14 protein-coding genes are annotated in these 19602 nt (G+C 58.5%); 4 read left to right on the top strand and 10 right to left on the bottom strand.

The features are described 5' to 3' along the window. Positions 1-198 precede the first annotated feature (198 nt). The 4 genes from H4V96_RS03320 (at position 199) to H4V96_RS03305 (ending at position 4857) form a co-directional block, all read left to right on the top strand. Positions 199-1194 (top strand): BMP family ABC transporter substrate-binding protein, encoded by a 996-nt coding sequence (locus H4V96_RS03320; protein ID WP_029496166.1) that lies wholly within the window; start codon positions 199-201, stop codon positions 1192-1194. 81 nt (positions 1195-1275) lie between these two features. Next, positions 1276-2805 (top strand): ABC transporter ATP-binding protein, encoded by a 1530-nt coding sequence (locus H4V96_RS03315; protein WP_196856969.1) that lies wholly within the window; start codon positions 1276-1278, stop codon positions 2803-2805. Next, positions 2802-3881: an ABC transporter permease gene (locus tag H4V96_RS03310; RefSeq protein ID WP_010395063.1), complete on the top strand. Its 1080-nt coding sequence runs from the start codon at positions 2802-2804 to the stop codon at positions 3879-3881. Before H4V96_RS03315 ends, H4V96_RS03310 begins: the two co-directional genes overlap by 4 nt. 4 nt (positions 3882-3885) lie before the next feature. After that, the gene (locus H4V96_RS03305; RefSeq protein ID WP_196856968.1) at positions 3886-4857 is read left to right on the top strand and encodes an ABC transporter permease; all 972 of its coding nucleotides are present in this window, start codon (positions 3886-3888) and stop codon (positions 4855-4857) included. Between the two features lie 87 nt (positions 4858-4944). Here the strand turns inward: H4V96_RS03305 and H4V96_RS03300 are convergent, their stop codons facing one another. The 10 genes from H4V96_RS03300 to xdhB form a co-directional block, all read right to left on the bottom strand. Continuing rightward, entirely contained in the window at positions 4945-5874 is a 930-nt protein-coding gene (locus tag H4V96_RS03300) for a S1/P1 nuclease (RefSeq protein WP_334686063.1), read from the bottom strand. Then, positions 5875-6012, bottom strand: a complete 138-nt coding sequence (locus H4V96_RS22465; protein ID WP_334686062.1) for a hypothetical protein — start codon at positions 6010-6012, stop codon at positions 5875-5877. A gap of 2 nt (positions 6013-6014) precedes the next feature. Beyond that, positions 6015-6566 (bottom strand): phospholipase D-like domain-containing protein, encoded by a 552-nt coding sequence (locus H4V96_RS22460; protein WP_334686061.1) that lies wholly within the window; start codon positions 6564-6566, stop codon positions 6015-6017. A gap of 10 nt (positions 6567-6576) precedes the next feature. Beyond that, on the bottom strand, positions 6577-7251 hold the full coding sequence (locus H4V96_RS22455) for a phospholipase D-like domain-containing protein (protein WP_334686060.1): 675 nt from the start codon (positions 7249-7251) through the stop codon (positions 6577-6579). A gap of 17 nt (positions 7252-7268) precedes the next feature. Further along, on the bottom strand, positions 7269-8867 hold the full coding sequence (locus H4V96_RS03290) for a bifunctional metallophosphatase/5'-nucleotidase (protein ID WP_196856967.1): 1599 nt from the start codon (positions 8865-8867) through the stop codon (positions 7269-7271). 222 nt (positions 8868-9089) lie between these two features. Continuing rightward, a complete protein-coding gene (locus H4V96_RS03285) occupies positions 9090-12491 on the bottom strand; it encodes a TonB-dependent receptor (protein WP_196856966.1) in 3402 nt (1133 codons plus the stop codon). Positions 12492-13280: 789 nt separating this feature from the next. Further along, positions 13281-14783: an adenosine deaminase gene (locus tag H4V96_RS03280; RefSeq protein WP_196856965.1), complete on the bottom strand. Its 1503-nt coding sequence runs from the start codon at positions 14781-14783 to the stop codon at positions 13281-13283. Between the two features lie 43 nt (positions 14784-14826). Further along, positions 14827-16143, bottom strand: a complete 1317-nt coding sequence (gene guaD, locus H4V96_RS03275; protein WP_196856964.1) for a guanine deaminase — start codon at positions 16141-16143, stop codon at positions 14827-14829. A 9-nt stretch (positions 16144-16152) separates the two neighbouring features. Then, the gene (gene xdhC / locus H4V96_RS03270; RefSeq protein ID WP_196856973.1) at positions 16153-17244 is read right to left on the bottom strand and encodes a xanthine dehydrogenase accessory protein XdhC; all 1092 of its coding nucleotides are present in this window, start codon (positions 17242-17244) and stop codon (positions 16153-16155) included. A gap of 9 nt (positions 17245-17253) precedes the next feature. Then, complete coding sequence (xdhB, locus tag H4V96_RS03265) at positions 17254-19599, bottom strand: xanthine dehydrogenase molybdopterin binding subunit (protein ID WP_196856963.1); 2346 nt, start codon at positions 19597-19599, stop codon at positions 17254-17256. Between the last annotated feature and the right edge of the window lie 3 nt (positions 19600-19602).

Below are 19602 nucleotides of genomic sequence, written 5' to 3'. Positions count from 1 at the left end.
CGCGACTGTTGCGCGAGCATCACACTGATGGCAGGGAAATACACGAAGCCAGCAATCATCTTGTGCATAATCTTGTGCAATACGGTGCAATGTTGATAAGGAATCATCAGCTCGTGCATCAAAAACAGGCTAAATCGGCCCCAAATTATATGTTTGACCTATAAAAAATATACAATATCGATCTTCCAGGAGCCACTCATGAAACTTACACAATTTAGTTTGACGATCGCAGCTGCATTTTTAGCTGCTCAAGCGTCCGCGGCTACCCCAAAACTGGGTGTCGTGTATGACGCGGGCGGCAAGTTCGACAAGTCGTTCAACCAATCCGCTTTCGAAGGCGCCTCGCGCTTCAAAAAAGACACGGGCATTTCCTTCATCGAAGTGCAGGCCTCGAGCGATACGCAGGCTGAACAAGTCATGCGTGGCCTGGCCCGCAAGAAACTCGACATGATCGCCGCCATCGGCTTTGCGCAAACGCAAGCCGTGCAAAAGGTCGCCAAGGAATTCCCGAACGTCAAATTCGTGCTGATCGACGGCCAGGCCACCGGCAGCAACGTCAATTCCGTCGTCTTCAAGGAAGAAGAAGGCTCCTACCTGGTGGGCGTGGCTGCGGCCATGGCCAGCAAGAGCAAGAAGGTCGGCTTCATCGGCGGCATTGATATTCCCCTGATCCGCAACTTCGCTTGCGGCTACGCGCAAGGCGTCAAGGCCGTCAATGCCAAGGCGGAAATCACGCAAAACATGGTCGGCACCACGTCCGGCGCCTGGAACGACCCGGCCAAGGGTGGCGAACTGGCCCGCTCGCAATTCGAGCGCGGCGTCGATGTCGTCTTCGCCGTCGCCGGCGGCAGCGGCATGGGCACGCTGCAAATGGCCAAGGAAAAAGGCAAGCTGGCCATCGGCGTCGATTCGAACCAGAACCATTTGTACCCAGGCAGCATCCTGACCTCGATGGTCAAGCGCGTCGACAACACCGTCTACGACAGCTTCATGGAAGTCAAGAACGGCACCTGGAAGGGTGGCGTCAGCTATAAAGGCTTGAAAGAAGGCGGCGTGGACTGGGCGCTCGATGCCAACAACCGCAAGCTGATTACGCCAGAAATCGAGAAGCGCGTGTTGGGTGCGCGTAAGGACATTATCGATGGCAAGATCAAAGTGATCGATTACCGCGTCGGCAGCAGCTGCCCGGTTTAATTTTTCTCCGTATCTTTTAGCGCGCCGCCGGGGCCTGTCTCCGCGCGGCGCGTTTCCATGAAACTATCCAGTTATGAACCTATGCAGCCAGCAGTAGAATTTCGCAGCATTTCCAAGCATTTTGGACATGTGAAGGCGAACGCCGACGTCAGTTTTTCCATCGCCAAGGGCAGTATCCACGGCCTGGTGGGGGAAAATGGCGCCGGCAAATCGACCTTGATGAGCATCCTGTACGGGTATTACCGTGCCGACGGCGGAGAAATCTTGCTCGACGGAAAAGTACAGCCTATCCGCAACAGCCAGGAAGCGATCAATCTCGGTATCGGCATGGTGCACCAGCATTTCATGCTGGTCGAGAATTTCACCGTCCTCGACAATATCATGCTGGGCACGGAAGGCGGTTTTCGCTTGGCCAGCCACCGCATCGAAGCGGAAGCCAAATTGCGCGACATTTGCGCGCGCTACCGCCTCGACGTCGACCCGCTGGCGAAGATCGAAGACCTGTCCGTCGGGGCGCAGCAGCGCGTGGAAATCCTCAAGCAGATTTATCGCAGCGCCAACATCCTGATCCTCGACGAGCCGACAGCCGTGCTGACGGCCCAGGAAACGGCCTCGCTGTTTGAAATCTTGCGCCTGTTCAAGGAGCAAGGCAAGACCATCATCCTGATCACGCACAAGCTGCAAGAGATCCTGGAAATCACCGATAGCGTCACCGTCATGCGCGGCGGCACGGTGGTGGGCGCCGTTACCACGGCAAGCACCTCGAAAGAGGAACTGGCCAATATGATGGTGGGCCGCCCTATCCAGAGTCATCTGCCACGCGCGCCCTACAATCCGGGCGCCACGGTGCTGGAAGTGGACGGTTTGCAACTGGCCGACGCGCAGCAAGTCAAGTTGCTGGCCGACATAGGCTTCAACTTGCGCGCCGGCGAAATCGTCGCCATCGCGGGTGTTTCCGGCAATGGCCAGAGCGAACTGCTGGAAATTCTGTCCGGCATGCGTTTGCCCACCTCGGGCAAGCTGCGCTTCCTGGACAAGGACTTGCCATTTGCCAAGCGTACTGATGCCGACGGCTTGCCGCTGGCCTTCCGCGAACTGGGCATCGCCCACATTCCGGAAGACCGCTTGCGCGATGGCGTGGTGAAAAATTTCTCCGTCATGCAAAACACCATCCTCGGCTACCAGGACCAGCTGAAAAACCGCTGGGGCTTGTTCAACTTCAAGGCCATCGGCGCGCGCTGCGCGGAGCTGCTGAAGACTTTCGACGTACGCCCGGCGAACCCGGACTTGCGCATAGGCCTGCTGTCGGGCGGTAACCAGCAAAAGGTGGTGATCGCGCGCGAAGTGCTGGCCAAGCCGAAACTGATGCTGGTGGGCCAGCCCACGCGCGGCGTCGATATCGGCACCATCGAAAGCATCCATACGCAATTGCTGGCCCTGCGCGACGCGGGCGTGGCGATCCTGCTGGTGTCCGTCGAACTGGAAGAAGTGCGGGCGCTGGCCGACCGCATTCTGGTCATGTGCGGCGGACGCATCACCGGCGAACTGAAAATTGAAGAATTCGATACCACCCGCATCGGTCTGCTGATGGGGGGAATGCATAAATCATGAATAACGACTTGCCACGCTGGGCGACAGCCTTTGTCATGCCCATGTTAAACCTGCTGTCGGCCTTGCTGGTCGCAGCCCTGGTCATTTATATGCTGGGCGAGGACCCGGCCGAATCGCTGGGTATCCTCGTCAACAGCGCCATCCTCAATCCGGAAGGCTTGAGCTACACCCTGTTCTACGCCAGCACCTTCATCTTCACGGGCCTGTCGGTTTCCGTGGCAATGCAGGCCGGCTTGTTCAATATCGGTTCCGAAGGCCAGATGTATATCGGCGGCCTGGGCTTGACGGTGGCCATGCTGGCCTTCGACCAGACCCTGCCTGCCTGGCTGCTGATTCCCGCCGCCATGCTGGGCGCGGCCCTGTTCGGCGCGCTGTGGGGCTTGCTGCCCGGCTATCTGCAAGCCAAGCGCGGCAGCCATATCGTGGTCACCACCATCATGTTCAATTTCATCGCCGCCAGTCTGATGAACTTCGTGATCGTGAAATACCTGATTCCGCCGGGTGAGCAAAACACGGCCAGCCGCGTGTTTGCGGAAAGCGGCGAAATGCCGCGCCTCTCCACCTGGTTCCCGGCACTGGGCGACACCCCGCTGAACATCAGTTTCTTGCTGGCGATTGCCGCGCTGGTGATTTACGGCGTGATGGTCTGGCGCTCGTCGTGGGGCTTCAAGCTGCGCGCCACGGGCCTCAACAAGCATGCGGCCCACTATGCGGGCGTGTCGATCAGCAAGATGATCATCATCGTCATGCTCATTTCCGGCGCGCTGGCCGGCCTCGGTTCCGTCAATTCCATCATGGGTTCGACGCATTATCTGTCGCTCAATTTCGTCGGTGGCGCCGGCTTCATCGGCATCGCCATCGCCCTGATGGGCCGCCAGCATCCGGTCGGCATCTTTTTATCGGCCGTGCTGTTTGGCGCGCTGATACAGGGCGGTTTTGATTTGTCGCTGGAAAAACCAAATATCCCGACGGAAACCTTCATTTTCATCCAGGGCTTGATCATCCTGTTCTGCGGCGCCATGGAAAACTTCTACGCACCGGCCATTTCCGCCCTGCTCAAGCGCACCAAAGGCTAACACCATGACACTCGACGACTTTCATTTCGCCAGCATCCTGGTATCGACCGTGCGCAATGCGCCCGTCCTGATCTTTGCCGCCATGGCCGGCCTGTTCGCCGAACGCAGCGGCATGATCGACATCGGCCTGGAAGGCAAGATACTGGCCAGTGCCTTCGCTTCCGCTGCCGTAGCCTACACCACGCAAAACCCGTATTACGGCATGGCAGCGGGCATGCTCGTCTGCGTCGCCCTGGCCTTGCTGCAAGCCTATGTCAGCATCACGCAAAAGGGCAATCAGCTGGTGGCCGGCATGGCCATCAACATCGCCATGAGCGGCCTGACCTTTGTTCTGGCGCAATTTTTCTTCCAGCAAGGCGGGCGGGCGCCCGACCTCGGTTCGGCGCGGCTGTTTGACGTGGTCTTGCCTGGCACACAGTACGTGGAGCACATTCCCGTCATCGGCTGGGTCTATGCCCACCTGATCGGCGGCCATTCCATCCTCGTGTATGTGGCATTCCTGCTGATACCACTCGTGCATTGGCTGCTGTACCACACGCGCTTCGGCCTGCGCCTGCGCGCCTGCGGCGAAAACCCGCATGCGGCCGACTCGGCCGGCGTGAGCGTGGAAGCGACGCGCTACCTGGCCATGCTGGTGGCCGGCATCCTGTGCTCGTTCTCGGGCGCCTACCTGGCCATCGTGCAAAGCGGCTTCTTCCTGCGCGACATGTCGGCCGGCGCCGGCTATCTGGCCCTGACGGCGATGGTGTTCGGCAACTGGCGCCCCATCTACACTTTCCTCGGCTGCTTGATGTTCGGCTTCTTCGCCGCCATCCAGATCCAGATCGAAGGCGTGGATTTGCCGGTCGTGGGCCGCATCCCAGGCTCGCTGATCCAGATGGTGCCGTACGTGGTCACCGTGATCGTGCTGGCAGGCTTGATGGCGAAGTCCATCGCCCCCAAGGCTATCGGCATACCGTTCGTCAAATCGCGCTAAGTTTCAGAGTGCACTGAGCAATGCAAAAACCCCGCAAGTTGCTAAGCAACTTGCGGGGTTTTTGCATATCGCTTTCCATTACCCAGCTTATTCTTGCCAGATCGCCTGCAACACGGCAGCCAGGTGATAGCCCGCCTCGATCAGCTGCTGCTTCGCCAGCGCCGAGCTGGGCACCGGATAGTGATCTGGCACCGTCAAAGCCCACACATGGTAGAGCTCGCCCTTGCGGCTGGTCTGCGGCATGGCCGGACCGGCTCGCACATCCGTGAAAGCAACCTTGGACGCCGCCAGCGAGGCATCGGCCCACTGATACGGCCAGGTAACGGGCTCGCCCGTATTGCGGCTCACTTGTGGCTGGCTGCTGATCACCGTACTGGCAAACTGCTGTGGCGTGCGCGTACTCAGGCGGCGCATGGCGTAATCGACTACCGTACTGTCCCAGTAAGAGTGCAAGGGCTTGGTGGGCGACTTCGGATAGGCAGGCGCTTTCGCCATGCCTTCTTGCACCGGCAGCGGCGCAGGAATCAGGGCCTCCGACAGCGCCGTCACCTTCGCATCGTCGAGCAACAAATCATTGCTACCGCGTGCATTGAAAATGCTGACGTCGTCGATCTGCGCCTGCGTGGCGGGCACGAAAAACTGACCATCCTTGCCGAGAAACGCATTGCCCACATGCAAAGGCTGGTGAATATCGCCCACCAGATGCGTGATCAAGATCAGCGCTTCGCGCTGGCTGAAACCGTGCGGATTGCTGAGCGCATCAGCCTTGCCCTGCAATACCAGAATCGCCCGTTTCAAGGTTTGCACGATATCGTCGTCGGCCGTGCCCACGCCATGATCATGGTAGTGCGCGTTCTGGAATGGCACGTTGGTGTAATGATATTCACCATGTTTGGGATTTGCCGCCACATAGCTCAGCATTTCCGGCGATTGCGGGCCGCAATACGTGCCCTTCACGCAATCGGGCCAGTTGGCGATCTTTTCCAGGCTTTCGCCCGGCAATAACAACTTGGCCACCTAAAGCTGGGCGGCACTACCCTTGAGCAATTGATCGGCAATGGCCCCCACGGCGCGGTGGCCGTCATTACCCCAGGCCAGCACATTGCCGGAGGTGAAGGCGGCGCCCAGCGCCAGCACGCAGATTAATTTTTTCATGCTCACGACGACTCCTTGTCTTGCGGCGCGGCTTTCGCCGGTTTCGGATACCGCTTATTGATGTCGATAGGCTGCGCATAGACCGAACTCCACGTCTGCTCATGCAGCGCGGCAATCCGCTGTGCCATCTGCTCGTTGCGCAGCACCACTTCCAGGTTGCGCGACAAGTCAAAATAGCCGCCAGCCCAGTTACTCGTGCCGACCCAGGCCAGCTTGCCGTCGATGCTCATGGTCTTGCTGTGGATCACGCGCGCAAATGGAATGAAACCCGTCGAGGCGGCAGGAATCGTCACGATGCGCATTTCCACATTCGGTACCAGGGCCAGGCTTTTCAGGTAGGCAATAGCCGGCGCTTCCGTATTCCAGCTTGACACCATCAGCTTGATTTTCACCCCACGCTGGGCGGCTGCGCGCACGGCATTGTCGATCACGGCGTAGTACGGACGCGTGCGGTTCGGGCCGTACGACAGCGGCGCGTAATCGAGCAACTGGATGCGCACTTCGCTTTTCGCTTCCGCCAGCAAGGCGGGCAAACCCGTTTCCGAGTCGCCCACGCCTGCCGGGTTATAGGCATTCGGGCTGGCCAGCAGGAATGCATTTTTGCGCGTAATTGGCCTGCACGACCTTGCTGTTGAGCACCGCGGCGCGGCCGCCTTGCGACGTCAACGCCTGGGCTTGCCAATCCTGCTCGAAGATGGCTTGCACCTGGCTCACCATGGCGGCTTGCGTGATCTTCAAGCCCGTTTCATGGATGTGCTCGAACGAGCGCCAGTCGAAATTCTGGCTGCCGATATACGCCACCTGGCCATCGACGACCAGGTATTTGGCGTGCACGATGCCGTTGCCCGTAATTTTATTGAAGTCGATGAGGCGCAAGTCCAGATTGGGAATCGCCTTGAGCTGGGCGATGGTCGCCGCTTCCGACAGGCCCACGCCCTTCTGGTCCAGCAGGAAGCGGATTTTCACGCCGCGCTGGCCAGCGGCCGTCAAACTGGCCAGCACTTTTTCAAAAGCCGTGCCCGGCTTGCTGACGGCGTAAAACTGGGCGATGACGATTTCTTTTTTGGCTGAATCGAACAGCTCGCTCCACACGGCAACGGGCTCGCGCAGGTCGGGATTGGTCAAGCTGGTTTCCACCGGCGAGGTATGCACGAGTTCAAAGCCGGGTATGCTGAAATCGGCGTGCGCCGTGCCTGCGAACAGGCTCGAAACAAGAACGGAAGCAAATAAGCGACGCATGGTTTTTCCTTGTAGAGTTATTTGACGCGCACAATGCGCCCGGCCGCCGTGGCGCTGCCAGCGGGCTTGCCGGCGCGCGCGCGGGCTATCAGGTAATTGCTGAAGGCGTCGATGTCGCGCACGCCCGTGTCGAGCCGGCGCGTGCCGGCTGCCAGCACGGTAAAGCGGTCGCCGCCGCCAGCGAGGAAACTGTTGGCGGCGACACGGTATTGTTGATGGTCTTCAAGAGCAATGCCATTGAGCATGATGCTGCCCGGCAGCACGCGCTGGCCTTGGGGCTGCGTGCTGTCCCAGCGATAGCTGAAACCTTCGGACACTTGCAGCACATTACCCTCGCCTGCCTCTTCGCCCGGCCATTGCTGCTCGAGCAAGGTGCGCATTTGCGCGCCGGACAGACTGACCACGATCAGGGTATTGCCGAACGGGACAACCGCCTGGTTCTGCCCCACGTTCGTCATCAGGTCGGCGCCCGCTTCCAGGTCCTTGCGGATGCCGCCATTATTCATCAGGCCGATTTGTGCACCGGCAGAGAGCGCGCCGAACAGGGTGCTGTCGGCCACCAGGTCGCCCAGCGGCGAAGCGCCGCTACCCTTGGTGCTGCGGCCCACGATAGGCACGGCGATGGCGGCCACCGGACGCGACAATTCTTGCGCACTGCGCTGCTTCACCGATTCCAGATAGGCGGCCACGGCCGGGTCCGGCGCATACATGCCGGGCAGCATGACGACGTTTTGTGCGCTGGCATCGATCAGCGCATTCTTGACGGGATCGACCTTGAGCTTGATGCGCGTCAACATGTGTCCGCCCATCTGCGCCTGCGTCACCAGCCGGCCATCGACACGGCACAGATAGCCCTGGTGCGAATGACCGCTGATGACCAGTTGAATCGCCGGATCGAGACGTTTCACCACGTCGACCACTTCGCCCTTCAGGTGGCTGCAATCGGGCTGATCGACGGCTTCCTTCGTCTCGCCGCCCTGATGCAGCAACACGACGAACACGCCCACGCCTTGCGCGCGCAACTGCGGCAAGGTGGCGTTGATGGCGTCAGCCTCATCGCCGAATTGCAGGCCGGCAATGCCGGCGGCCGTCACCACGGATGGCGTATCTTTCAGCACGGCGCCGATCAAGCCCACCTTGACGCCATGCGCCTCTTCAATGCGGTAGGCTGGCAACAGCGACTTGCCCGTTTGTGTATCGATGACATTGGCGGCCATATAGGTATAGCTGGCGCCCTTGAAATCGGGCGTGAACTTGCATGCCTTGTCGGCGCGCACGGATTCGCAACCGCCGCGCTGCTGGCGCAGCAGTTCCGCCTTGCCCTGGTCAAATTCATGGTTGCCGACCGAGCTGGCCTTCATGCCCAGCATGTTCATGGCCACGATGCTCGGTTCATCGGCCCACAGCGCCGACATGGCCGGACTGGCGCCCACCAAGTCGCCATTGCCGACAAAAATCAGCTGCGCATCTTCGCGCCGCCACGCCGTCAACGCGCCGGACAAGGTATCGATGCCGCCCGCCTGCACCGTCTTGCGCCCGGCATCGGCGGCGCTCGTGTAAGTAAATGTGCTGCGGTCGAGGTTGCCGTGAAAATCGTTCAGGGCGACCAAATTCACTTCAATCGGGCCGCTTGCTGCAGGCTGCGGTGCCGAAGCGAAATTGCTGCAGGCAGACAGAGACAGAATAAGAGCCGCGGCAGCGGCCGGAGTACGTAGGAAGTGAGCCATGGAATGATATTTGTCAAAAAGAGAAAAGAGTAAACCATCTGGTCGATAAAAAAACGGCGGGTGTCTCCACCAGCCGTTTTTCACCTGCCAAGCTACGAGGCAACTACGAGATTAGAACTCGTACTTGATCGTTGCCTGCAGTGCCCATTGCGATTCGCCTTTGGCTTGGCGCGTTTCCGTGCCTTCCGTTACAGGACGGGTGTTATAGATATAACGGCCCTGTGGGTCGATGCCAACAAAATCGACAAAGCTGCGTACCTGGCCACCTTGCGGTTGGAAAGCAACTTCGTTGATACGTCCCCATTTACGGTTGATCATATTACCAACGTTCAAGATATCAAAGGTAAAGATACCTTTATTTCCTTTAAAGAAGCCCGGCACCTCCTGGCTGAAACGCACATCAAAGCTGTTGGTCCAGGGAGAGAAGCTATCGTTACGGTGAGTAACGCCGCCAGCGGCCTTGCGCAGATCGCCGTTTCCATCAACGACTTTCCAGAATGCTGCTTCATTAGCGGCCTGAGCAGCTGCAGTCGTACCGTAGAAAGCCACTTCGCCCGAACCTGGTGCTTTTGGAATGTACATCAAGTCATTACCAGCCAAGCCGTCGCCGTTCAAGTCATTGTTGAAAGTCCAGCTATATGGCTTGCCGCTACGGCCTTCATAGAACAGACCGAATCCGGTCTTGTATTCGCCGAAGAAACGCTTTTGCCAATTCACGTTGGCAGTAAAGCGGTCCTTAACCATGTAGTTCGAATTGGAGGCAACGTTTTCGTTCGGGTTGAACGAAGCACGGCCACCCCAGTTCGAGCTGGAGGTCGACGAGCTCAGCGGCGACACTTCGGTAGCGTCCGTGTAGGTGTACGAGGTACCCCACGAGAGACCACTACGCATTGGACTGCGCAGCGACAGTGTCAGGATATTACCTGCGCCTTTATCGGTCTTAGTTGCCATCAGTACCTGGCCAAATGCGGCATTGTTACCAGCTTTGGTGTCAGCACGGCAATCAGATTTTCCTGTCAAGGAACCCTTGCTTACATCCCAGCACTTGTTCAGGTAAGCATTCGCTCCCCAGTACAATGCGCGGCCATCCGTACCAGTCTTGGTCGGCGCACCCAGATTCAGCTCCTGGTAGTAGATCGCATCCTTGGTTTGCGTGCGCATGTATTCCGCACCAAACACTAGGCCCATCCATGGCAATTCATGCTCCAGCGCCAGATTACCCTTCCAGACAGAAGGTTGTGCCAAATCGCTGCTCAGCACGTCAACTTTCATGGCAGGGACAGTGGCGCCAACGTTCCTAGGTTGGGTCAACGGATCGGTACTGAAGAAACCGTCGTTCGTAGGGCATGCTTTACCGGTTGAGCTACAGGTATAGTTCAGCGTGGCCACACCCGTATTCTGGAACGGATTACCCAGCCAAACGGCCATGGCAGCGCCCTGGAACAAGCCGAAACCACCGCGCACCTGCGTTGGGCGTGCCGCATCGAGCTTGTAGTTGAAGCCCAGACGTGGCTGGACCAGGTTTTCACCATCGATCGTATGCGTATTATCGATGCCAAATCCACCTGTTTGACGACCACCGACGACAGGGCCTACAGGCTGAGCTGCGATCACATTGCGGATTGGTTTTTCACCGATACGCGTACCGTCGACGCGCAGACCGGCCATTACAGTCAGTTGCTTGTTGACATTCCAGCTGTCTTGCACGAACAGGCCGATATTTTTCAGCGTGAAGCGGGCAATCGCATCATCGAGCGAACCACCAGCGACTGGCGCCTGCAGCGTGTAGGAAGCAGGGCGCCCCTTCTGGAAGTTTTCCAGGATTGCAGCTTGCTGTTGAGCAACCGTTGCCTGTGCACAGTCCAAGGCACCAAACGAGTAGCTGAGACCAGTCAAGCAAGCAAATGTATAGTTACCATTGACGTTTTGCAAGAAGGCGTTGTAAGCCTTGGTTGCGTTATAGTCAGTACCGAACTTAATTTCATGATCACCCAACGACCACGTGGCACCGACGTAGGCGTCCAGTGCCTTGTTATTCAAGACGTTTTTTTGACGGCTCGATTCTGTACCGAAATTCAGGTAACGGTCTGCAGTACTCAAACCGGAAGGCGAGCCAATTGGCGCGGCGCCAGTAAATTTCAGGCCAATAGATGGAAGATTGGCATTATTCTGCGGCACACTATCATATTTGCGCGTCGAGAATTTCACTTCGGTCGAAAAAGTCGGCGTCCACTCGGAGGTCCATTGGGCCACCAGAGTTTCCAAGCTCTTGTTCTGGGCATACCAGTACGAGCTCAGCGACAAGCCATCTTTCGAGAAGCCAGGGAAGATTGGTTCCGACTGTTCGGTCTTCGAGTAGCGCAGCATCATCCGCTGGGTATCGGTCAGGTTCCAGTCCAACTTCAACAGCTTTTCAGTGGCTGTGAATTCGGTGCCACCAGGTACAGCCGACGTACCGATTGGCATGCCGTAGGTATTCTGGCCAATCGCAATGGCGCTATCGATAGCCGCTTGTGAAATCGTCACGTTAGTCAGCGCACTGCCAATCGGACCAAACGTCGGCGAACTGCGGCTGCTGCTACTCTTTTCGTAGTTTGCAAACAAGAACAACTTGTCTTCAATCAGCGGGCCGCCCAGGGTGATACCCTTGGTAGTGTCTTTCGATTTCGGTGGCGCATAATATTTGCCAGTCGTGTCGTTGTAGCGATCACCGGCCATCTTGTCATTGCGGAAGACATAATAGACACTACCCTTGACCTTGTTAGTACCGGACTTGGTCACCGCGTTGATATTGGCGCCCGTGTAGCCTTTTTGTGTCACGTCATAGTTGGCGACGTTCACTTGCACGGACTGGATGGCTTCAATCGAAATCGGCTGTTTACCGGTAGCAGTACCGGAAGCCTCCAGGCCAAAGGTATCGTTTACGGCTACGCCGTCAATCGTCATCGAGTTGTAACGCGAGTTCTGGCCGGCAACGGAAATCTCGCCACGATCCTTGTCGGTTTGCGACAGGCGCGGGTCAGCACGTGCATAGTCCTGCAGGCTACGCGAGATAGATGCCTGGGAAGCCAGTTCTGCCGAGCTGATATTGGTGCCGGCACCCATATTGTTGCGATTGAAAATCTGTGCACGCACGCCAGAGCCAACCACGCTAACCACCTGCATCGGCGCACCTAATGTGGCATCGATGTTGGCTGTTTCAGCCAAGTCCACAAAAACGCCTTCGCGTTTTTCCACTTCACCATTCTTGGTGATGGTAATCGTGTAAGGACCGCCAGCGCGCAAGCCGCGCGCGACATAACGGCCTTCCGCATCGGTCGTCACATTGCTGACGGAACCCGATTCAATGTGTACGATGGTAACAGTGGCGCCAGCTGCCGGCTTGCCGTCGGTGGCCGAGATACGGCCGCCGATGGAAGACGTAGTGTTCTGTGCGAACGATGGTGCCGCCGCCAGTGCAATAGACAGGCTTAACGCGATTTGCGTTAGCCGAAGTCGCTTGTGATTGATCATCTTTAACCCCAGAAAAGACTATTATTTTTTGAAAATCCTGGCTTGTCCAACTGTCCGGCTGCGCCGCACAGCAACACAAACACAAGATTTCCTCTTTACGATGCTGCAACTGTTACGCCGGCTGGACTGGCTGTGGTCCTGACAAGACCATCACAAACGCCGCTCCACACGTCACAACTATTCCTATTTAGACAATGACGACGGGAAAATAACCACCGATCCGTACGACCCAGGGCGCTAACACCTGTGTCATTCGCCCAACAGGCTTACCCGGCTAACATGGCAAGCCGCGAGTGTAATTGTTAAATATTTCAAGACTGTGACACGGCGGCGAAATACTGAGGAATGTCGTCACTTAGCTGCGCAACTGTTTGTTTCACTCCGCATCTCACCTTTATTTACTGCAAATACCCATCTTTATACGCTATCAGCCATATTAATTTTAACTTTTTAATATCAGCAGCGTCCCACTATGCATCATCGAAAAATGGATGACAAATACGTTTTTTTTTACATATTTATATATTTTCAGTATAAATAGCAGAGAGGAACTAGTTGGATTGATATCGTCTGACAGCGTCCGGGCTCATGGCGCGTGATTATAAATGAGCAATATGTACTTGAAATTGATTCATCCAGGAAATTGGATAAAGTCGTGCATCTGCCGTTAATTGTGTCGCATGGCAGCCACAAAATTGACAAAATAATATTTTTACGCGTTGGAAGGACTATCGAAAACGGCCGGAAGATCCGGCCGCCTGAGGGTATAAGTTGAGAACGTCGTACAACTTACGGCTTGCCAAGCTTGCCAGCCTTCTCGGCGGCGGCAATGTCCGCTTCAAAACGGGTGAAGCGGGCATCGAGTGCTTTCAGCAAACGTTGCTTGTCCGCTTGTGCCAGGAAGGAATAACGCAGGCTGTTGTAGGACAGCTTTTTGATTTCCGCATAATTGGTCTTGTACTGGCTGGCAAACAATACGTATTCATTCGACAAGGTGTTGCGCGAGACGCCGGCGTCATCGGTGGAGATCACGAAGGGTACGCCGTACTTGCGATACAGGGTAATCGGATGGGCCTGGCCCTTGATGCCAAGAATGTAATCGTTGCTGGTCAGGTTCACTTCCACGGGGATGCCCCGTTCGCGCATCTTTTGCATGGTCGCCAGTGCATTGCGCTCGTAGGCGATGTCCATGCCGTGGCCAATCCGGTCGGCGCCGGCCACGTCGACGGCTTCAGCGATGTGGAAAGCCATGCCTTCCGGCGGCACCATGCCCAATGCCAGTTCGCCGGCGTGCAGGGCGATCTTGACGTGCGGATATTTTGCCTTGAGGAACTTGAACATTTCCATGTGCAGGCTGTAGTCGCGCATGGAGACATTCACGCTTTCCTGGCCGACGATGTTGACGCCCACCAGCAGACGATTCAGGCTGGCCGCCTTGAACGCCGCCAGCATGGAGGAATATACTTGCGATGGTGACAGGAAACGCAGCACATACGCCTGGTAACGCATGGTGAAATTGGCGTCATCGATGCCAGCGCTGCTGGCATTCACATTATCATTGTAAGCAGTAATGCTTTTCTGGAAGCTGGCATCCTGCTCCAGGCTCTGCGTCCATTGGGCCAGCACGGCTTGCAACGCTGCCGGCTGCAAGCCCGGTGTCAGCACCTGCTGGTCGAACTGCACATTCTGCACGAATGGCGACAACTCGAAAATCGTCTCGATATAGCTGAGGTTTTCCGCGATGGCGCGCTGCTTCAGGGTTTTCAGGCCATCGGCCGTGTTGCTCGATGCGACGGGGCCAAAGTAGCCAAAGGTATCAAAAAAAGTGCGGTCCGGCGGCGTCTGGATGGCGCCGTGGTTATAGAAATCCTTGGTCGACCAGCGCTGCAGCAATTGCGCATACAGGCCAGCATCGGCGTACACTTCCTCGGACGACAGGCAGCCACGCTGCGCGGATGGCTTGGCGCGCTCGGCAGCGACGACATCCTTATTGCTTTCGATGCGGTAAGTCGTCTTGTTGACGCAATAGTTTTCCTTATCGACCCAATCGAGGAATTGCTCGGCGTAAATGGCGCCCGAGTAATGGTGATGCAAATCGCCGCCCTTGGGCATCATGGAAAAGAACAGGCTCAACTCGGCTGTCTTAGGCTGCGCACCCGCCAGCAAGGCTGCAAAGTGACGCGCGGTGGCAGCTTCGTTGGCGGACGGGGTGGCCACTGCCTTGGCCGCTTGCGCCGTTCCGGTCAATGCCAGCGCGGCGCCAAGCGCCAGGCCTATGAGTTTCTTGTGCATTCTTGTTCTCGCTCAGGATAATTCTTATTGGACAACAAATAGGTCAGCCCTGCCCCCGCACATGCACGCATTGCCCGCCAGAATAGGTGGCGGCCACGGCCCGGTCGTCGCCCAGCATGGCAAAGGCAAACAGCAATTCCTCCAGACTTTGACACCGGGCCGTGCGGCGCTCGAGCAGCGGCGTCGACTGCTTGTCGAGCACGATGAAGTCCGCTTCCGTGCCAGCGGCGAAATTGCCCAGCGTGCCTTCCAGTTGCATGGCGCGCGCGGCGCCCAGAGTCGACAGGTAGAACATGCGCAAGGCGGGCAGATGGCTGCCTTTCAAGCGTGCTACTTTATAGGCTTCGTTCATGGTTTGCAACATCGAGAACGAGGTGCCGCCGCCCACGTCGGTGGCCAGCGATAACAGCACTTTCGCCGCGTCGGCCCGCTCGAAATCGAACAGGCCACTACCGAGGAACAAGTTGGAGGTGGGACAAATGGCGGCCGCCGAAGACGTTTCCGCCATGCGCGCGCGGTCACGCTCATCGAGCCAGATGCAGTGACCAAACATGGCGCGCGGGCGCAGCATGCCGTACTGATCATACACATCGAGGTAGCTGCGCGCCTGCGGATGCAGTTCGCGCACCCAGCGGCATTCATCCTCGTTTTCCGACACATGGGTTTGCAAATACGTATCCGGATAAGCGCGTGCCAGTTCACCAGCCAGGTGCATCTGTTCATTCGTCGAGGTCGGCACGAAGCGGGGCGTAATCGCGTACAGCGAGCGGCCGCGCTTGTGCCAGCGCTGGATCAGCGCCTCGCTTTCGCGCGCGCCGGACTCGGCCGTGTCGCGCAAGAACTCGGGGCAATGACGGTCCATCATGACCTTGCCCGCCACCATGCGCAAACCGCGCGCCTCGCTGGCGCCAAAGAAGGCGTCCACTGATTGCGGATGCACGCTGCCATACACCATGGCCGTCGTGGTGCCGCAGCGCAGTAATTCATCGAGGAAAAACTCGGCTACATTACGCGCGTGCACCGGGTCTTCAAACGCACGCTCGGTGGGGAAGGTATATGTTTCCAGCCACGGCAGCAAACCAGGAGCGGGCGAGGCGATCATTTCCGTCTGCGGGAAATGCAAATGCGTGTCGATAAAGCCCGGCACGATCAGTTTGCCCCGGTAATCGACGATCTGCGTGCCAGGCGACAAAGTCGCTAGCAGTTGCGCGTAATCGCCGGCTGCCACGACCTTGCCGTCGGCGACGATCAGCAAGCCATCCGCATGCCAGGCGTGCGCGTCCTCCGTAACAGCAGGATCGGCGTGGAAGTGCAGCAAGCTGGCACGGTAAGCTTGCAATGAGGCAGGAACAATCGGCATGACTTCTTTCTATAAGGGATAAATGGCGGCGCGTGCCGGGCGGCGCGATGGCGCGCTGGCAGAGGCAAACCGCAGCGGTGCGGCCAGGGCCGCGCTAGCGGCCTGCTCCCACACCATGAGTAATTGACAGGCCACGGAGGCGGCAATCACGGCCGGGGCCTTGTTGCGAATGCCGGGCATGCCGATCGGACAGACCATGGCGGCAATGCGCTGCTCCGGTACGCCGCGCGCCTGCAGGCGGTGCTCGAACTGCTTGCGTTTCGTGTGCGAACCGATCAAGCCGAACCAGCCCGCGTCCTCGCGCTCCATGATCGCTTGGGTCAAGCGTTGATCGAGCGCATGGCTGTGGGTCATGACGAGAAAACTGCCACCGGGCGGCGCCATGGCGACGAATTGCTCCGGCGTATCGGTGGCGGCGATGCGCACATTGTCTGGCACCCCCGCCGGCAACGCGGCAAGAAACATGTCTTCGCGCTCATCGACCCAGGTAATCGTGCAGGGCAAGTGGGCCAGCGCGCGCACGATGGCGGCACCCACGTGGCCGGCGCCGAACAGCGTCAGATGCGCGCGCGGCGCCAGGCATGGGTCGACCAGCCAGCGCCGCCCATCACTGCCCTGCGCCACATGCGTATCGTGCTGGCGCGCGCGCTCGCGCGAAAACGTAGCGGGCGCTCCCGCTGGCGTGCCAGCGATAAATTGTCCTGAAGCATCAAACAGGGCCGACACACTGTCGCCATCGAGCGCCGTGACTTTCCAGCTATCTTGCTGGCGCCGTTCCTGCAGACTCGCCAGCACCTCTTTCAAGCTGCCATCGACCGGCTCGAACACCAGGTGGACGACACCGCCGCAGCATTGTCCCAGGCTGGGACCGAGCGCAAAACGCTCGAGCCGCGCATGGGTCTCTGTCGTGGACAGCATGGTCTTGGCGATTTCCACGGCACGCAATTCCAGGTGACCGCCACCGATGGTATCGACCTGGCCATCAAGGCTGACGTACATCTTCGCGCCCGCCTCGCGCGGCCCGGAACCTTCCACCAGGGCGACCGTCACCAGCACGGATGCCTGCGTGCCGTTCGCCATCGCTGTCAGCCAGTCGCTCATCATCGCCGCCTAAATAGCAACGCCGGCCGCTTGCACAGCCATGATGGCCTTGAGGATTTCCTCGCTGGTAGCCGGTGCATTCAGCGGCGGCTGCACGGCATGATGGCCCACGCTGGAAATGGCGTCGCGAATGGCAAAGAACACGGAAAACGGCAGCAACAGCGGCGGCTCGCCCACGGCTTTCGAACGGTGGATGCTGTCTTCAACGTTGCGGTTCTGGAACAGTTTGACGCGAAAATCTTCCGGGCAATCGGAAATGCCGGGGATTTTATATGTCGATGGCGCATGCGTCATCAGCTTGCCCGCCGCATTCCACCACAGCTGCTCCGTGGTCAACCACCCCATGCCCTGGATAAATGCACCTTCCACCTGCCCCAGATCGATCGCTGGATTGAGCGACTGGCCCGCATCGTACAAGGCGTCTGCGCGCAGCAGTTTCCATTCGCCCGTCAAGGTATCGACCACCACTTCGGCGGCGGCTGCGCCATACGCATAGTAAGAAAACGGATGGCCCGTCATCGTCTTCGCATCCCACGACAGGCCGGGCGTAGCATAGAAACCGTCCGACCACAGTTGCACTCTAGCTAGATAAGCCTTCTGCACCAGGTCGGCAAACGCCACGACATGGCCGTTAACATGGATATGGTTATCGAAGAAGCGCACGCAAGCGGCCTCACCGCCATACAGTTTGACCGCGTAATCGGCCAGGCGTTCACGGATCTGGTGCGCCGCATCCTGCGCCGCCTTGCCATTCAAGTCGGCGCCCGTCGAGGCTGCCGTGGCCGACGTGTTCGCTACTTTGCTGGTGTCGGTGGCCGTGGCACGCACGCGCTCCAGGTCCAGGCCCAGCTCGTGCGCCACCACCTGCATGACCTTGGTATTGATGCCCTGCCCCATTTCCGTGCCGCCGTGGTTGACCAGCACTGAGCCATCCACATACACGTGCACGAGGGCGCCAGCCTGGTTCAAATGCGTGACATTGAAGGCGATCCCGAATTTCAAGGGCGTGAGTGCCAGCCCCTTCTTCAAGACCGGGCTGGCCTCGTTATAGGCATCGATGGCGCGGCGGCGCGCCCGGTAATCGCTGCTGTCTTCCAGTTCGGCAACGAGTTCATGGATCACGTTATCGACGATTTTCTGCCCGTAAGGCGTGACGTTACGCCCCTCGGCATCATTGCGACCATAAAAATTAAGCAGGCGGATATCGAGCGCATCGCGTTGCAAGTGGCGGGCGATTTCATCGATCACGTACTCGATGGCAATCGCGCCCTGCGGCCCGCCAAAGCCGCGGAAGGCCGTGTTCGACTGGGTATTCGTCTTGCCGCAGGCGGCGCGGATATCCACATCGGACAGGTAATAGGTGTTGTCAAAATGGCAGACGGCGCGCGTGGCGACGGGGCCGGACAAGTCCGCCGAGTAACCGGCGCGCGTGGTCATGTCAACCTTGGCGGCAAGGATACGGCCAGCGTCGTCATAAGCCACTTCGTATTCATAATAAAAACAGTGGCGCTTGCCCGTCACCAGCATGTCGTCGTCGCGGTCGGCGCGCAATTTGACGGGACGCTTCAGTTTCGCTGCCGCAATCGATGCCGCCGCCGCCCACAGGGCAGACTGTGACTCCTTGCCGCCAAAACCACCGCCCATGCGTCGGCACTCGACGGTGATATTATGCGAATGCACGCCCAGCGCATGCGCCACCACGTGCTGCATCTCGCTCGGATGCTGGGTCGAACACAACACCAGCATGCCCTGTGCCTCCTTTGGGATGGCGTAGGAAATCTGTCCTTCCAGGTAAAACTGTTCCTGCCCCCCCACGTACAACTGGCCCCTGACGACGTGCGGCGCCTGCTCGAACGCAGCCTGGTAGTTGCCGCGCGTTAGCTGCATGGGCGGCAGCACGTAGGATTGTGCCGCCTTGGCCGCTTGCGGCGTCATAATCGCCGGCAACTCCTCGTACGCCACTTGCGCCAGGCGGGCCGCGCGGCGCGCATGGTCGTGCGTATCGGCCACCACGATGAAGATGGGCTGGCCCACGTATTGCACCAGATCAAAAGCCAGGATGGGGTCGTCATGGATGATGGGACCGCAATCATTGGTGCCGGGAATGTCCTGCGCCGTGTAGACGGCGACAACACCGGCGGCGGCGCGTACGGCCGACAAATCCATGGCACTGATGCGTGCGTGCGGCTTTTGCGACAGGCCCAACGCCGCGTGCAAGGTACCCTGCAATTCGGTAATATCGTCGGTGTACGTCGCTTGCCCCAGCACATGCAATTGCGCCGATTCATGCGGGCTGGACTTACCCACGGCGCTCCAGGCGGCCGCTTGCAACTCAGGCGTGGCAGGATAGTTCATGCT

It is taken from the genome of Janthinobacterium sp. CG_23.4 (genome assembly GCF_029892305.1).
Lineage (GTDB): Bacteria > Pseudomonadota > Gammaproteobacteria > Burkholderiales > Burkholderiaceae_D > Janthinobacterium > Janthinobacterium lividum_D.
The sequence above is the reverse complement of the archived record's forward strand: the minus strand, read 5'-3'. Positions and strand labels throughout refer to the sequence as shown.